Source organism: Streptomyces sp. R41 (genome assembly GCF_041053055.1).
Taxonomy (GTDB): domain Bacteria; phylum Actinomycetota; class Actinomycetes; order Streptomycetales; family Streptomycetaceae; genus Streptomyces.
Map to the genome: position 1 here is coordinate 2,707,297 of NZ_CP163443.1, position 13,768 is coordinate 2,721,064.

Here is a 13,768-nt window from a genome sequence, read left to right on the forward strand (position 1 = left end):
CACTCAATACCCGCACAGGAAGAGGGAATCAGCATGACCACGCAGGCCAAGCGGCAGAAGAGCCACGCCGGCTCCGAGCACCGCTTCCACAACCCGCAGGGCGCGGAGGTCAAGACCCGGGACGAGGCGTTCGCCTCACAGCAGGACGTCTCCGTCGAGGCCGTCTCCACGTCCGCCCAGCTGGAACTGCACAACGGGGCGGTCACCTTCGCCATCGAGGTGAAGTACAACCCCAACACCTACCCGCACGTCGTGACCGGCGGCAAGATCACCTCCGGCATCTGCGGCGCCCCCTGGGACATCACGGGCGGCTACGTAGGGGAAACGATCCGCCTCGACGCGAAGCGTGCCGGCCAGGGCTCCTGCGCCAACACGATCACTATCGTCGGCGAGTTCCAGAACCCGCCGGCCTACCGCGGCACCTACGGCTTCAACGGCGCGACGTCGTCGTTCAAGCACACGACGCGGTACCACTGCTGACACATCGAGCGGTACGCCTGCCGACGCATCGAGCGGTACCACTGCCGACGCATCGAGCCGACGCATTGACCTGACGCATGGAGCGGCGGGGGCAAACCTTGCCCCCGCCGCATCGCCGCGCTCTCAACTCCCTTGCTGGGAGCGGGCCTTGAACGCCGCTTTACGAGCCTCCTTGGCGACCTTCTTGTCGGGGTGGAGGCGCCCCATGGCCTCGAGGACGTCCGGGGTGGCCGGGTGGTCGACACGCCAGGCGGTGGCGAAGAAGCCGCTGTGCTGCTGGGCCAGGCCCTCCACGAGGGCCTGCAGCTCGGCGGAGTTGCCCTCGGCCGCGAGCTGCGCCGCCACGGTGTCGACGGTGAGCCAGAAGACCATCGCCTCGGACGGCGCGGGCACGTCGGCCGCGCCGTGCTCGGAGAGCCAGACACGGGCGAGCCCGCCCAGCTCCGCGTCGTCGAGGACCTCGCGCAGCGCGGGCTCGGCCTCCATGCCGACGAGGGAGAGCGCCTGCTGACAGTGCAGGCGGCGCAGCGGGGCCCCGGCATCGCCGCCGCGGGCCGCGGCGAGCAACTCCCGTGCGGCGGGCAGGGGTTCACGCCGGGCGAGCCACTGCTCGGTCTCGGCCTGCGCGGCCGCCGGCCCGAACGCGGCCGTGCCGTCCAGCAGCGCGTCGGCCCCCTTGTCCGCCAGGTCGCCCACCGCAGGAGCGGACACGCCCGCTTCCAGAAGCCGCGTCCGGATCCCGTACAGCCCGAGCGGAGTCAGCCGCACCATCCCGTACCGCGAGACGTCCGTGTCGTCGACGGCCGCCGCCGGCTCCTCGGCAGCGTCCTCGTCGTCCGCCATCAACGCCTCGTCGACCGGCTGGAAGTCGACGAGCCCGACGGGCTCCAGCAGCCGGAACTGGTCGTCGAGCCGCATCATCGCGTCCGACACCTGCTCCAGCACGTCGTTGGTGGGCTCCCCCATGTCGTCGGGCACGATCATCGACGCGGCGAGCGCGGGCAGCGGCACCGGCCCGTCACCGGACCCGCTCTCGCTCACGGTCAGCAGATAGAGATTGCCGAGCACCCCGTCGAGGAACTCGGCCTCCGCCTCCGGATCCCAGTCCAGGGAGGAGAGGTCGATCTCGCCGCTCTCGTCCATCGCGCCGACGAGATCGTCCAGGTCGGGCACGCTCGCGTCGGCCAGCACCGTGTCAAGGGCGCCGAGCCAGACACCCAGCACATCCTGCGGCCCGCCGGAGGTGAGGAGCGAGAGGTCCTCGCCCGCGACGACCGTACCCTCGTCCTCGTCCACGATCTCGACGAGCCCGGTGTCGACGGCCACCCGCCAGGCCTCACTGGCGAAGGCGGCCGCGTCGTCACCCGACAGCCCGAGTTCAAGAGCCGCCTGCGGAAGCTGCTCCTCGACGAGTTCGCCCCCCGCGCCGACCCGCGTGTCCGGACCCGCCCAGCGGGCCAGCCGCGCGGCGCGGGAGAGCAGCGGCGCGGCGAGCGCGTCCCGCGCCAGCTCCGCTTCGGAGTGCAGCCGCACCGGCGGCAGGGGGGAGCTGTCTGACATCAGCTGGGTTCTCCTCCGAACAACCAGGACAAGCAGGGCAATCGTAAAAAGCAGCAATGATCACTAGCAAGTAGCGACAAGTGCCATCGGCGCCGGGCCCCGAGGGCCGTCCAGGGACACATGGACCCCGAGGCCGCCCCGGAATTCCGCACCGACGGCTCAGCCTAGACGGATTTCCACCCATGCCGCCCGGTTCATGTCCCTGACAGCAGCCGTACACCCCTGAAACCTTGACAACTCCCCTGCCCACACACGAGATTGACGCGCGTAGAAGTTCAACGGCAACCTGTTCATCAGCTTCTACGCGCGTCACCGGTCCGCACGCAGGTCGCGTTCCCCCCACTGCTCCACCCTCGTCCCGGCGCTCACGTACGTCCCCGGAGGGATTCCCTTGCCGAGCAAGAGAACCGCGCGCATAGGCGCGCTGACCGTCGCCGCGGTCTGTTCCACCCTGTCCGCCGTGGTGCTCACCACACCCGCCCACGCGGACACCGTCCACATCCACGACATCCAGGGCACCACCCGGATCTCCCCGCTCGCGGGCCAGAAGGTCACGGACGTGGCGGGCATCGTCACCGGCGTGCGGACCTACGGTTCGTCGAAGGGCTTCTGGTTCCAGGACCCGAACGCGGACGACGACCCGGCCACCAGTGAGGGCGTCTTCGTCTTCACCAGCTCCACGCCGAAGGTCGCCGTGGGCGACTCGGTCACGGTGTCGGGCACGGTCTCGGAGTACGTTCCGGGCGGTGCCTCCAGCGGCAACCAGTCCCTGACGGAGATCACCAAGCCGACGGTGACGGTGGTCTCCAGCGGCAACGCCGTCCCGGCCGCGACGGTCGTCGACGCCACGTCCGTACCGGACGACTACACCCCCGCGGGCGACACCGCGGCGAGCGGTTCGATCAACGGCCTGACCCTGGAGCCGACGAAGTACGCCCTGGACTACTACGAGTCCCTGGAGGGCATGAACGTCCAGGTCTCCGACACCCGCGTGGTCACCGCCACCGACCCGTACAGCGAGCTGTGGGTCACGGTGAAGCCGCGCGAGCACGCCAACCGCCGTGGCGGCACGGTGTACGGCGCGTACACCTCGCAGAACACCGGCCGGCTCCAGATCCAGTCGCTCGGCTCGACCGCGGACTTCCCGACCGCGAACGTCGGCGACGAGCTCACGGGCACCACCGCGGGCCCGCTGGACTACAACCAGTTCGGCGGCTACACGCTCGTCGCGAGCCGGCTCGGCACCCTGGAGAAGGGCGGCCTGGAGCGCGAGACGACGACGAAGCAGTCGCGCGGCGAGCTGGCCGTGGCGACGTACAACGTCGAGAACCTGGACCCGGGCGACAGCACCTTCGACGCCCACGCGTCCGCGATCGTGAACAACCTGCAGTCGCCCGACATCGTGTCCCTGGAGGAGATCCAGGACAACAACGGCGCGACGGACGACGGCACGGTCGCCGCCGACCAGACGGTGAACAAGCTGATCGACGCGATCGTCGCGGCGGGCGGCCCGACGTACGACTGGCGCTCCATCGACCCGGTCAACGACAAGGACGGCGGCGAGCCCGGCGGCAACATCCGCCAGGTCTTCCTCTTCAACCCCGAGCGGGTCTCGTTCACCGACCGCGCGGGCGGCGACTCGACGACCGCCGTGGGCGTCACGAAGGTGAACGGCAAGGCGCAGCTGACCGCGTCCCCCGGCCGCGTCGACCCGGCCAACGCGGCCTGGACCTCCAGCCGCAAGCCGCTCGCGGGCGAGTTCGTCTTCCGCGGCAAGACGGTCTTCGTGATCGCCAACCACCTCAACTCGAAGGGCGGCGACCAGGGGCTGACCTCGCAGTACCAGCCGCCAGTACGCAGCTCGGAGATCCAGCGGCACGCCCAGGCGACCGCGGTGAACTCCTTCGTGAACGAGATCCTGAAGACGCAGAAGAACGCCGACGTCATCACCCTCGGCGACATCAACGACTTCGACTTCTCGGACACCACCAAGATCCTGGAGGGCGACGGCGAGCTCTGGTCGGCGATCAAGTCGCTGCCGAAGAGCGAGCGTTACACGTACGACTACCAGGGCAACAGCCAGGTCCTGGACCAGATCCTGGTCAGCCCCTCGATCCGCAGGGGCTGCGACTTCGAGTACGACAGCGTGCACATCAACTCGGAGTTCTCCGACCAGATCAGCGACCACGACCCGCAGGTGCTGCGGTTCCGGCCGTAGGCCTGTAGCGCCGCCGCGGTTCATGCGGTAGGCAGCACTGGGAAGAGCCCGGCCCCGTCGTCCGGGGGGCCGGGCTCTTCCCATGCCTGGTATCCGTGCCCAGGCGCTCCGTGCGCAGGCGATCTATGCCTAGGCGCCGAACACCCCGTTCAGCCAGCCCTGCCAGGCGGTCTCGTTCCGCTTCGCGTCGGCGTCGGCCGCGAAGTCGTGGACGCTGATGCCGACCGGCGCGCCCCAGTGGTTGCGCCCGAAGAAGCGGATGAGGGCGTTGTCGGTGCGCAGCCCGATGAAGTACGGGTTGCGGTAGTCGACCACGGCGTCGAGGACCTGGCCGCCCGGCCCCTGGGCCTGAACCCGCTCTCCCTCGGATGTGTCGTCCGCGAGGCCGAGCGCCCGCCCGACCGCGGCGAAGGCGTCGGACGTCACGGACGCCCCGGGTCCGTCGAACGTCGAGAAGGCGACGGGGCGGCCCGCGAAGTGGGTGACGTACTCGCGCAGGGTGTGCAGATAGAAGTCCGTGTGCTTGTTCGCGCCGTCGTACTGGTTGTCCCAGTCCTCGACGAAGATCCCGCTGTGCACGTACCGCACCCAGGACCGGCGGCCGTCGTCGCGCGGCTCGATGGTCTCGTCGATCTGGTTGAGGGTCTGCTGGGAGATGCCCTCGACGTTCTCGACCAGGCTGGTCAGCCGGTGCGGCGGGTCCCAGTTGGTGAGTGTGGAGCCGAAGGGCCCGGCGCCGCCCTGGCGCGGCTCGAACTCCATCGGCCACAGCCAGCCGCCGGTGCCGCTGGTGATGGCCTCCCACACCTGCTCCGGCGTGGCGTCGACCTCGAACTCACGGGCGATCTCGAATTCCTTGGACATGGTGGTGGCTCCTGAGTGATCAGTGGGCGGCTTCAACGGCCGCGGCGGCGTCCGCGGCCTCGGGTTTGACCGTGGGGTGGACGGCGACGACGATCCGGTGCGGGCGGCCGCCCTCCGCGTCCCCGTCGTGGTACTTGCGGATCAGGGCGCCGACGCCGGCCGTCAGCTCCTCGATGAACGCGGCCCGGTCGGCGGCCGAGGCGAAGGTCACCTCGCCGTCGAGGGCGTAGGTCGCGAGCCGCTTGCGGGCCTTCGCCGCGCCGGTGATCAGCGAACCGACGTCCCGGACGAGCCGGGCGCCGAGCGCGAGCAGCCAGCGGGCGGAGAGCTGGTCCCGGAAACGGTCGGGGTCGGGCTGCACGGCGGCCAGAGCGAGCGGCGAGATCACGTACGACGCCGCGGTCGCGCGCATCAGCCGCTCGGTGACGTTCCCCTTGCGGCGCTCGCCCGCGAGCTCGACCAGGCCGTGCCGCTCCAGCGTCTTCAGGTGGTAGTTCACCTTCTGCCGGGGCAGGCCGACCTTGCCGGCCAGCATGGCGGCCGACGCGGGCCCGGCGGCCAGCTCGGCCAGCAGCCGGGCCCGTATGGGGTCCAGCGAGACGGCGGCGGCCTCTGCGTCCTCGATCACGGTCACGTCCAACATGACTCCACCGTCTCACCGAAAACTTTTTTTGTCTAGACGGTTGAAGTTGTCGGCAGAGGGGCGCGAAGGGGTACGAGGCGGGGCGCGAGAAACCCTCAGGGCACGAGCCCGAGCACGTACGCGTAACGGCTGCCCTTGAACCCCGTCACTCCCGGGTACGTCCGCACGCGCTCCCACCGCGGAGTCGGCGACCCGATGCCCTCACCCGGCGCCGCGAGGGCCTTGTCGTACGCCTCCGCGCTCTCCCACTCGGCGTAGTTGAGGACCGTCGTGCCGTCGCCGCTCAGGTGGAAGTGGGCGGAGATGAGCCCCGAATGACCGGCCGGATCATCGGCGAGGGCGCCCAGGACGAGGTCGGCCCAGTCGCGCCGCCGCTCGGCGGCGGCCGGCTCGAAGCCGATCTCGACGACCACGATCAGTCCGGGAGCCCGGGTGTCGTCCGCCGCGCGCTCCAGACTCCGGTACCGCCGGTACCGTCCGAGCCCCACCCGCTCGATCCCCGGCACGGCCTCGTCGATCTCGTCGACCCGCTCCTGCCGCTGCGCGGCGACGAAGTCCTCGTACGCCCGCTCACTCGTCCACCTGGAGTGGTGCATCAACGTCGTGCCGTCGTGACCGGCGTAGACGTAATAGCCCAAGAGCCCCTCGGCCGGCCACGGCCTGCTCTCCCAGGTGGCGGCGATCGCCTCGACGACCGCGCCTTGGCGCTCGGGGGTGCCGACGCGCCACGTGCTGAAGAGCGGGGACGCGGCGCGGGAGTCGGCGAGTTCGGGGTGGGCGACGGTACGGCGGGTCATGGCGGCCTCCGGCGGTCGGTACGTGCTGCGTGTACCGCCACCTTCCGACCTCAACCAAGATTCAGGTCAAGGACGTGCTGAACCGGCCCTCAAGAGGCCTGCGGCCCGCCCTCGTCGAGGCGCGCCAACTGACTCTGGAACCAGTCGAGTCGGGCTTGCAGCAAAGCCGCCTCGGCGACGAGTTCGGACACGCCGAGATCGGCGGGCGCGGCCACCGCACCGCTCGTGGCCCGGACCCGCAGCCCTTCCCCCGCCAGCCGCGCGAAGGAGGCCAGCGACAGGGACGTACGACCACGTACGCATCCCGCGCACGCCGCCGCCAGTGCGCGCCAACCCGGCCTGCCCCAGCCCGCGTCGGCCAGCGCGCCGGCCACGGCGCCGCACGCACACGGCTGGACGGTCGCGGTGCGCACCCGCTGCCGGGCGTACCGGAAGCCCTGTTCGAAACGGATGTAGGCACCGAGAACGGAGACTTCGAGGAGGACGGCCGCGCGGTGCTCGGCGGTGCAGAGCAACGCCTCGGCGGTGGCGGACTCGTGCACGCAGTGGAAGCCGCAGTCGCAGCGGCGGTGCGGCGCCCGGTGCCGTCGCCCATAGACACAGCGCGCCTCGTCCAGCACTCCGTACGGCAGCGCGCCGCCCAGCGATACGCCGGTGAACCCGGCCTTGGTGCCGTCCTGGGACAGCACCGGGTGGGCGATCTTGTATCCGGTCGGCGGCTCCGTCGGGCGTTCCTCGGGGAGCCGCAGCCTCATCGGCCGACCGGAACCTCTTCGGACACGGACGCTTCCAACTCCTCCACCATCTCGGGGAGTTCTTCTTCCTCGAGGTGAACCTGCTCTTCCGCAACTCCGGTGGCGAGTGCTTTGCCGAGCCTCATGACGCCTCCCGCGGTCTGCCGCCGACTTCCGTCCTCGCCATGGTGACCCATAAGGGGCCGATTTGGCACTAGGGCCTGCCCGGCGGATCATGCCGAAGAAGCGGGGTCCGGCACGCACATCTGCGGCGTTGCCGCCGATTGCCGACTCCCCCACTCTCGACTTCGCTCGAGCGGGGGACCCCCATCGCGTCGACGCCCTCCTCCGCCTTGCAGCTGCACGCACCAGACCCCGCTCACGGGCACTTATCAGGCGCCGTCGCTTCCTTTCGACCTGATCCGCCGGACAGGCCCTGGGCCTCGGCCTCCCGGAAGGCCGCCGTCGCCTCCCGGAAGTCCCCGCTTCGTAGCATCCGTTGCCAGTACCTCGTAGAAGAATTAAGTGGAGCTTCACAGTGCGGATGCCGACACTGCTCTCATGACCACCACGGCCTCGGCGCCTGCCGCCGCCCCCTTCGGCCGCGCCCTCTGCGCGATGATCACGCCCTTCACCGAGGCGGGCGCACTCGACCTCGACGGTGCCCAGCGCCTCGCCGACCGGCTGGTCTCGGAGGGGTGTGACGGGCTTGTCCTCTCCGGCACCACCGGCGAGTCGCCGACCACGACGGACGCGGAGAAGGCCGCGCTGGTGCGGGCGGTGCGGGAGGCTGTCGGTGACCGGGCGTCGATCGTGGCGGGGGTCGGTACGGCCGACACCCGGCACACCGTGGAGCTGGCCCTGGAGGCCGAAAAGGCGGGCGCCGACGGGCTGTTGGTGGTCGCGCCGTACTACAGCAGACCGCCGCAGGACGCGGTCGAGGCGCACTTCCGGGAGATCGCGGACGCCTCGGGGCTGCCGCTCGCGCTGTACGACATCCCGGGCCGCACCGGCACGCGCATCGAGCCGGACACGATGATCAGGCTGGCCGAGCACCCGAGGATCGTGGCGGTCAAGGACTGCGCGTACGACCTCCTGGGCACCCAGAAGGTGCTGGCCCGCACGGAGTTGGCGTACTACGCGGGCTGCGACGAGTACGTCCTCGCGCTGTACGCGATCGGCGCGAGCGGTTACATCAGCACCGTCGCGAATGTGGTGCCCCGTCAGTTCCGCGCGATCCTCGACGCGTTCGACGCGGGGGACACGGCCCGGGCGGCCCGCAACCAGCAACGGGCCGTCCCGCTCGTCGAGTTGATGATGTCCTCCGGTCTGCCCGGCACCGTGACGGCGAAGGCGGTGCTGGGTGCGCTGGGGCTGCCCGCGGGGCCGGTCCGGTCACCACTGCGGCCCGCCGGCCGGGAGACGGTCGACGGGCTGCTCGCCGCGTACGGGGAGTTGGTCAGCGCCCGCTGAACAGGGGCTCCCAGTGTCCGGGGTCGTAGTAGTCCTGCGTCATGAAGTCGCTGAGCGGCACGATCTTGTCGTTGCCGAGGGTGATGAGGACGAGGCGCATCGGGTTCCCCTTCCGGCCTTCGTCGATCCGCCAGGCGATGAACCGCTTGTTGCCGGCCCAGGCGAGCGGGTCGATGTGGTCCGCGTCGGGCACCTCGCGGACCGGCTTGCCCGTCGCCACCTCCCTCACCCCCGAGGGATATCCCACGAGCTTCCCGTCGGGAGAGAACCCGATCTCCTCGTTGGCGAGCTTCGTCTCGGCGGCGGGCGTGGGCACCGTCCTGCCTCGCAGGTCGCGGTAAACGCGATAGGGCTCCTTGGAGATGAACTCGTAGAGGAGTCTGCCGTCGTGGTTGAACGTGAAGTTCTCGCGGGAGTTGAGCGAGTTGCCGTACGCGTCCTTCCGGTAAGGCGCTTTGTGCCAGTCGGACTTCCCGGATGCGACATCGATGAGGGTGAACCCGGTCCTGCTGGGAACGGGCGACGGCTCCTCCCACACGCCGTCGTCGTGGTGGGCCTTGAACCGGTGGCTCCAGTACAGCCGATCCGGGTTCTTGGCGTACGTCGTCGCGACGAGCTTCTTGCCGTCGGGCGAGAAGTCGACGCCGGCCACGCCCTGCGGCACCGGGATCCAGCGGTCCACCTTGCCGGTCGTCAAGTCGAGCAACCCGACGCGCCGCGCGGGCAGTTGACGCTCGAGGACGGCCGCCGTCCGGCCCCCCGGCGCGAGGTCCACGAAAGACCACCGGGAGTCCTTCACGTACTTGCCCGTCTTCTGGTCGAGCAGACTGTACGTCCGCGTGATGACCTGGTCCTTGTTCGGCTGCGTCACCATCTTGGTGGTGCTGAACGCGGCGACCACCGTGCTCCCCGCCGCGATCGGATCGCGCGGCGGCGACTGGTCGGGGTGGGCGATGATGTCGCTCGGGTTCATCGGGCCGGCCGGGCGGACGTCGTCCCCGCCGGTGTCGAGCAGCGGCACGGCCACGGCCATCGCGACGGCGGCCGCCGTCGCCGCCGCGGCGCCCGCGATGGTCCGGGTCCTGCGGCGCCTGCGGACGGCGAGCACACGGTCCGCGAAGTGGGGCGGTGCGAGCACGCCGTCGGCGGCCTGCTCGCGGAGCGTGTCGCGTACGAGTTCTTCGACGTTCACGAACGTACCTCCACGGGCGAGAAGTCACGGGACGGAGGCTGCGCGCCGCCCTCCGGGCCGAGCGCGGCCAGTTCGGGGGCGAGCGCCCGCAGCCGGGCGAGCGAGCGGTGCGTCGTGGACCGTACGGTCCCGACGGAGCAGCCGAGGAGCCGGGCCACGTCGGACTCCGGCAGGTCCTCGAAGTAGCGCAGCACGAGCACGGTGCGCTGGCGCGCCGTCAGCCGGGCGAGCGCCCCGCGCATCACGACGCGCAGTTCGGCGGCGGACAGGGCGTCCGCGCCGGGCGACGCCTCGGGCGGCTCGGCGACGCTCAGCTCCCGCCTCGGCCACTTCAGCCGCCAGCGGCTCACCTGCTGCCGGTAGAGGATCTGCCGCACGTACGCCTCGGGCTCGTCGATGCGGTGCCACCGCCCCGCCGCCTTGATCAGGGCGTTCTGCAACAGGTCCTCGGCGGCGTGCCGGTCGCCGCCGCTGAGCAGCACGGCCGTCTTCAGCAGCGCGGACGACCGGTTCGCCACGAACTCCCGGAAGCTCTCCTGCGCTTCGGCATCCATCGTCACCTTCTCTTCCCCGGCGTCCCCTGCGGCCCGCCCCTGTGCCCCTTGTGACGCGCGTGCCCGCCCGCCGCTATGTCCCCGGGCCGGAAACAATTTCCCGGCCTCCCCCGCTCGGCCTCCCTTACGGTGGCCTGGTGAGCCGACCGCTGCTGTTCCTCGACGTCGACGGCCCCCTCAACCCGTGGGCCGCCCAGCCGGAGCGCCGGCCCGAGGGCTATACGACGATCCGGGTGGCCCTGACCCCCGGCAGACCCCTGCGCGTCTGGCTCCACCCCGACCACGGCCGCGCCCTCCTCGGCCTCGGCTACGACCTGTGCTGGGCCAGCACCTGGATGGACGCCGCGAACCGCTGGATCGGCCCGGTCATCGGCCTCCCCGAGCTCCCGTACGTCGACTTCACGGGCGCCCTGTTCGCCGACCGGCCCGACGGGGTGCACTGGAAGACGGAACGGATCGTGGCGTACGCGCGGGGCCGCCCCTTCGCATGGGTGGACGACGAACAGAGCCCGGCCGACGACGCATATGTGGCCGCCCATCATCCCGCGCCCGCGCTGCTCCATTACGTCAGCCCCCGACTCGGCCTGGGCGCGGACGACTTCGCGCGGCTGGCGGAGTTCGCCGCGGCTCAGGCGGCGGAGCGGTAGCACTCCAAACAGGAGTGGGGGTTGTGCACGTCGAGGAGATGGTCGACGGCCACGGTCGCGGCCGCGGTCGCATGCAGCAGACCGTACGACAGCCACGTCAGCGTGGCGCGCCTTGGGCGGCAGCGGCCTGAAGTACGCGCCAAGCAGAGCGCCCGCGCTCCCTGAGGGGCGCGGGCGCGGGCAACTGCGCGAGCGGCCACGAACCGTCCGTGGCCGGCGTATCGCCTAGTTGTGGCTGTGCAGGACCTCGTTGAGGCCGCCCCAGACCGCGTTGTTCGGGCGGGCCTCGACGGCGCCGGTGACCGAGTTGCGGCGGAAGAGGATGTTCGAGGCGCCGGAGAGCTCGCGGGCCTTGACGATCTGCCCATCGGGCATGGTCACACGCGTACCGGCGGTGACGTACAGACCCGCTTCCACCACGCACTCGTCGCCGAGCGCGATGCCGACGCCCGCCTCGGCGCCGATCAGGCAGCGCTCACCGATGGTGATACGGACGTTGCCGCCGCCCGAGAGGGTGCCCATGGTGGAGGCGCCGCCGCCGATGTCCGAGCCGTCGCCGACCACGACGCCGGCCGAGATGCGGCCCTCGACCATCGAGGTGCCGAGCGTGCCCGCGTTGAAGTTCACGAAGCCCTCGTGCATGACGGTCGTGCCCTCGGCGAGGTGCGCGCCGAGGCGGACACGGTCGGCGTCGGCGATGCGGACGCCCTTCGGGGCGACGTAGTCCGTCATGCGCGGGAACTTGTCGATGGACGTGACCTGGAGGTGCAGGCCCTGCGCGCGGGCGTTCAGCCGGACCTTCTCGACGTCGTCGACGGCGACCGGGCCGAGCGAGGTCCAGGCGACGTTGGCGAGGTGGCCGAAGATGCCGTCCAGGCTCTGGCCGTGCGGCTTGACCAGGCGGTGCGAGAGCAGGTGCAGACGCAGGTAGGTGTCGTGCGCGTCGAGCGGCTTGTCGTCCAGCGAGGCGATGACCGTACGGACCGCGACCACCTCGACGCCACGACGGGCATCCGGGCCCATGGCCTTCGCCGCACCCTCGCCGAGCAGCTCCACGGCCCGCTCGGCGGACAGCCGCTCGGTACCGGCCGGGCCGGGCTCGGCGGACAGCTCGGGAGCGGGGAACCAGGTGTCGAGAACAGTGCCGTCGGCGGTGAGGGTGGCGAGCCCGGCGGCGACGGCGCCGGTGGTACGAGAAGCAGTCGTGTCGGTCATGGGTGAAACCTAACTTGGCGGGGGCCGCCCCGGCGAACCGGTGCGCCCGGCATCTCACGTGCCGGGCGCACGCTACGGCTGCTGCCGGGGACACCCTGCGGGAGCGCGCTCCGTAAGGCTCCTGCCGGGGACGTCCTCCGGGGGCGCGGTCCGCGAGGCTCCCGCCTGAGACACCCTCCGAGAGCGCGCCTGAGGGCCGCTCGCCCTCCTCGCCTCAGGGCCGCTCGCCCTCCTTGCCGACGAGCGCGGTCTCAAGGACGGCCTCGTTGTTCACCGCCGCGACCGACTTCCACGTACCGCCGCTGCGGCGCATGGTCCCCCAGCCCCTGAAGTGGTACGTCCGCGGTCGAGGAGCAGCAGGTTCGACAGACGGGGCCGCGCCTGACCGGGCAGAGGCGTGGTCGGGGTGAGCATGTCACCCGCTGTTCCCCGACAGGGGCGCGGAGGTTCACGACCCACACCGCCCCCCACCGAGCCGCCGCCATCAGCCGATGATCCGCCCCAGCATGTCCCGCGCGTACTCCTCGTCGTACGAAGCGTCGGTGAGCAGCACCTGGAGACAGATGCCGTCCATGAGCGCGACCAGCGCCCGCGCGGTGACCGGATCCGTGCGGCGGGACAGCAGCTCGGCGAGGTCCTGGGCCCACTCGGCGGCGACGGTCCGCAGGGCGGGGCGGCGCAGGGCGGCGAGGTAGAGCTCGTACTCCAGCTCGACACCGTTGCGGTCCCCCGCGAGCCACTCGCCCATCCAGCCGGCGAGCTCCGCGGCCAGATCGGTCCGCGGATCCTCCAGGCCGCCGCGCGCGGCGACCACCTTGGCGAAGCCCTCGTTGGCCTGCCGCAGGGCGGCGACCATCAGTTCGTCGAGGGTCTTGAAGTGGTACGTGGTGGAGCCGAGCGGCACATCGGCCTCCGCCGCGGCGGAGCGATGGCTCAGCCCGGCGAGCCCCTTGGCGCCCACGACCCGGATCGCCGCGTCGATGATCCGCTGCCGCCGCTCGGGGTCGTACCGGCGCGCCATCAGGACTCACCGCCCGGCCCGGTGCGCGGCGCCATCAGTGCGCACCGCCCAGGTTCAGCAGCACGACCCCGCCGATGATCAGCGCGATCCCGGCGGCCTTCGCGACGTTGAGCCCCTCCCCGAGGAACACCATGCCGATCGCGGCGATGACGGCGGTGCCGACCCCGGCCCATATGGCGTAGGCCGTACCGACCGAGACGGTCTTCAGGGTCTGCGCGAGCAGCGCGAAGGCGATGACGTATCCGAGGAGGGTCACCAGCGACGGCCACAGCCTGCTGAAACCGTCGCTGTACTTCATGGCGGTGGTGGCCGCCACCTCCGCGGCGATGGCTCCGGCGAGCAGTACGTATCCCATGCGTACGAGTGTACA

General features: G+C 71.0%; 16 protein-coding genes. 4 read left to right on the forward strand and 12 right to left on the reverse strand.

Going from position 1 to position 13,768, the window contains the following annotated elements; all coding sequences use genetic code 11:
• The first annotated feature begins 33 nt into the window (after positions 1-33).
• Complete coding sequence (locus tag AB5J53_RS12735; RefSeq protein ID WP_369245739.1) at positions 34-480, forward strand: hypothetical protein; 447 nt, start codon at positions 34-36, stop codon at positions 478-480.
• 123 nt (positions 481-603) lie between these two features.
• Here AB5J53_RS12735 and AB5J53_RS12740 read toward each other — a convergent pair whose 3' ends face one another.
• A complete protein-coding gene (locus tag AB5J53_RS12740) occupies positions 604-2,040 on the reverse strand; it encodes a hypothetical protein (RefSeq protein WP_369245740.1) in 1,437 nt (478 codons plus the stop codon).
• Positions 2,041-2,431: 391 nt separating this feature from the next.
• Between AB5J53_RS12740 and AB5J53_RS12745 the strand changes: the two genes are divergently transcribed.
• Positions 2,432-4,258 carry an endonuclease/exonuclease/phosphatase family protein gene (locus AB5J53_RS12745; protein WP_369245741.1) on the forward strand — a complete coding sequence of 609 codons (1,827 nt, stop codon included), beginning with the start codon at positions 2,432-2,434 and terminating at the stop codon, positions 4,256-4,258.
• Positions 4,259-4,387: 129 nt separating this feature from the next.
• On the opposite strand, the gene AB5J53_RS12750 is transcribed toward AB5J53_RS12745, so the two are convergent.
• The 5 genes from AB5J53_RS12750 to AB5J53_RS12770 form a co-directional block, all read right to left on the reverse strand.
• A complete protein-coding gene (locus AB5J53_RS12750) occupies positions 4,388-5,122 on the reverse strand; it encodes an SRPBCC domain-containing protein (RefSeq protein WP_369245742.1) in 735 nt (244 codons plus the stop codon).
• Between the two features lie 19 nt (positions 5,123-5,141).
• On the reverse strand, positions 5,142-5,765 hold the full coding sequence (locus tag AB5J53_RS12755; RefSeq protein ID WP_369245743.1) for an ArsR/SmtB family transcription factor: 624 nt from the start codon (positions 5,763-5,765) through the stop codon (positions 5,142-5,144).
• A 95-nt stretch (positions 5,766-5,860) separates the two neighbouring features.
• Positions 5,861-6,562 (reverse strand): antibiotic biosynthesis monooxygenase, encoded by a 702-nt coding sequence (locus tag AB5J53_RS12760; protein ID WP_369245744.1) that lies wholly within the window; start codon positions 6,560-6,562, stop codon positions 5,861-5,863.
• 89 nt (positions 6,563-6,651) lie between these two features.
• A complete protein-coding gene (locus AB5J53_RS12765; RefSeq protein WP_369245745.1) occupies positions 6,652-7,317 on the reverse strand; it encodes a hypothetical protein in 666 nt (221 codons plus the stop codon).
• Positions 7,314-7,442: a hypothetical protein gene (locus AB5J53_RS12770; protein ID WP_369245746.1), complete on the reverse strand. Its 129-nt coding sequence runs from the start codon at positions 7,440-7,442 to the stop codon at positions 7,314-7,316. The genes AB5J53_RS12765 and AB5J53_RS12770 overlap by 4 nt, the downstream gene beginning before the upstream one ends.
• A gap of 415 nt (positions 7,443-7,857) precedes the next feature.
• On the opposite strand from AB5J53_RS12770, the gene dapA reads away from it, so the two are divergent.
• Positions 7,858-8,769 (forward strand): 4-hydroxy-tetrahydrodipicolinate synthase, encoded by a 912-nt coding sequence (gene dapA / locus AB5J53_RS12775; protein ID WP_369245747.1) that lies wholly within the window; start codon positions 7,858-7,860, stop codon positions 8,767-8,769.
• Here the strand turns inward: dapA and AB5J53_RS12780 are convergent.
• The gene (locus AB5J53_RS12780) at positions 8,756-9,961 is read right to left on the reverse strand and encodes a WD40 repeat domain-containing protein (RefSeq protein ID WP_369245748.1); all 1,206 of its coding nucleotides are present in this window, start codon (positions 9,959-9,961) and stop codon (positions 8,756-8,758) included. The genes dapA and AB5J53_RS12780 overlap by 14 nt on opposite strands.
• On the reverse strand, positions 9,958-10,515 hold the full coding sequence (locus AB5J53_RS12785; RefSeq protein ID WP_369245749.1) for a SigE family RNA polymerase sigma factor: 558 nt from the start codon (positions 10,513-10,515) through the stop codon (positions 9,958-9,960). Before AB5J53_RS12785 ends, AB5J53_RS12780 begins: the two co-directional genes overlap by 4 nt.
• Before the next feature lie 137 nt (positions 10,516-10,652).
• Here AB5J53_RS12785 and AB5J53_RS12790 point away from each other — a divergent pair, with 137 nt between their 5' ends.
• Positions 10,653-11,162, forward strand: coding sequence for a hypothetical protein (locus AB5J53_RS12790; protein WP_369245750.1), 510 nt, complete (start codon positions 10,653-10,655; stop codon positions 11,160-11,162).
• On the opposite strand, the gene AB5J53_RS12795 is transcribed toward AB5J53_RS12790, so the two are convergent.
• From AB5J53_RS12795 to AB5J53_RS12810, 4 genes are all read right to left on the reverse strand, one after another.
• The gene (locus tag AB5J53_RS12795) at positions 11,144-11,305 is read right to left on the reverse strand and encodes a hypothetical protein (protein WP_369245751.1); all 162 of its coding nucleotides are present in this window, start codon (positions 11,303-11,305) and stop codon (positions 11,144-11,146) included. The two genes, AB5J53_RS12790 and AB5J53_RS12795, sit on opposite strands and share 19 nt — an antisense overlap.
• 82 nt (positions 11,306-11,387) lie before the next feature.
• Positions 11,388-12,377, reverse strand: a complete 990-nt coding sequence (dapD, locus tag AB5J53_RS12800; protein ID WP_369245752.1) for a 2,3,4,5-tetrahydropyridine-2,6-dicarboxylate N-succinyltransferase — start codon at positions 12,375-12,377, stop codon at positions 11,388-11,390.
• 484 nt (positions 12,378-12,861) lie between these two features.
• Entirely contained in the window at positions 12,862-13,398 is a 537-nt protein-coding gene (locus tag AB5J53_RS12805) for a TetR/AcrR family transcriptional regulator (RefSeq protein WP_369245753.1), read from the reverse strand.
• A gap of 34 nt (positions 13,399-13,432) precedes the next feature.
• The gene (locus AB5J53_RS12810; protein WP_369245754.1) at positions 13,433-13,753 is read right to left on the reverse strand and encodes a multidrug efflux SMR transporter; all 321 of its coding nucleotides are present in this window, start codon (positions 13,751-13,753) and stop codon (positions 13,433-13,435) included.
• Positions 13,754-13,768: the final 15 nt, after the last annotated feature.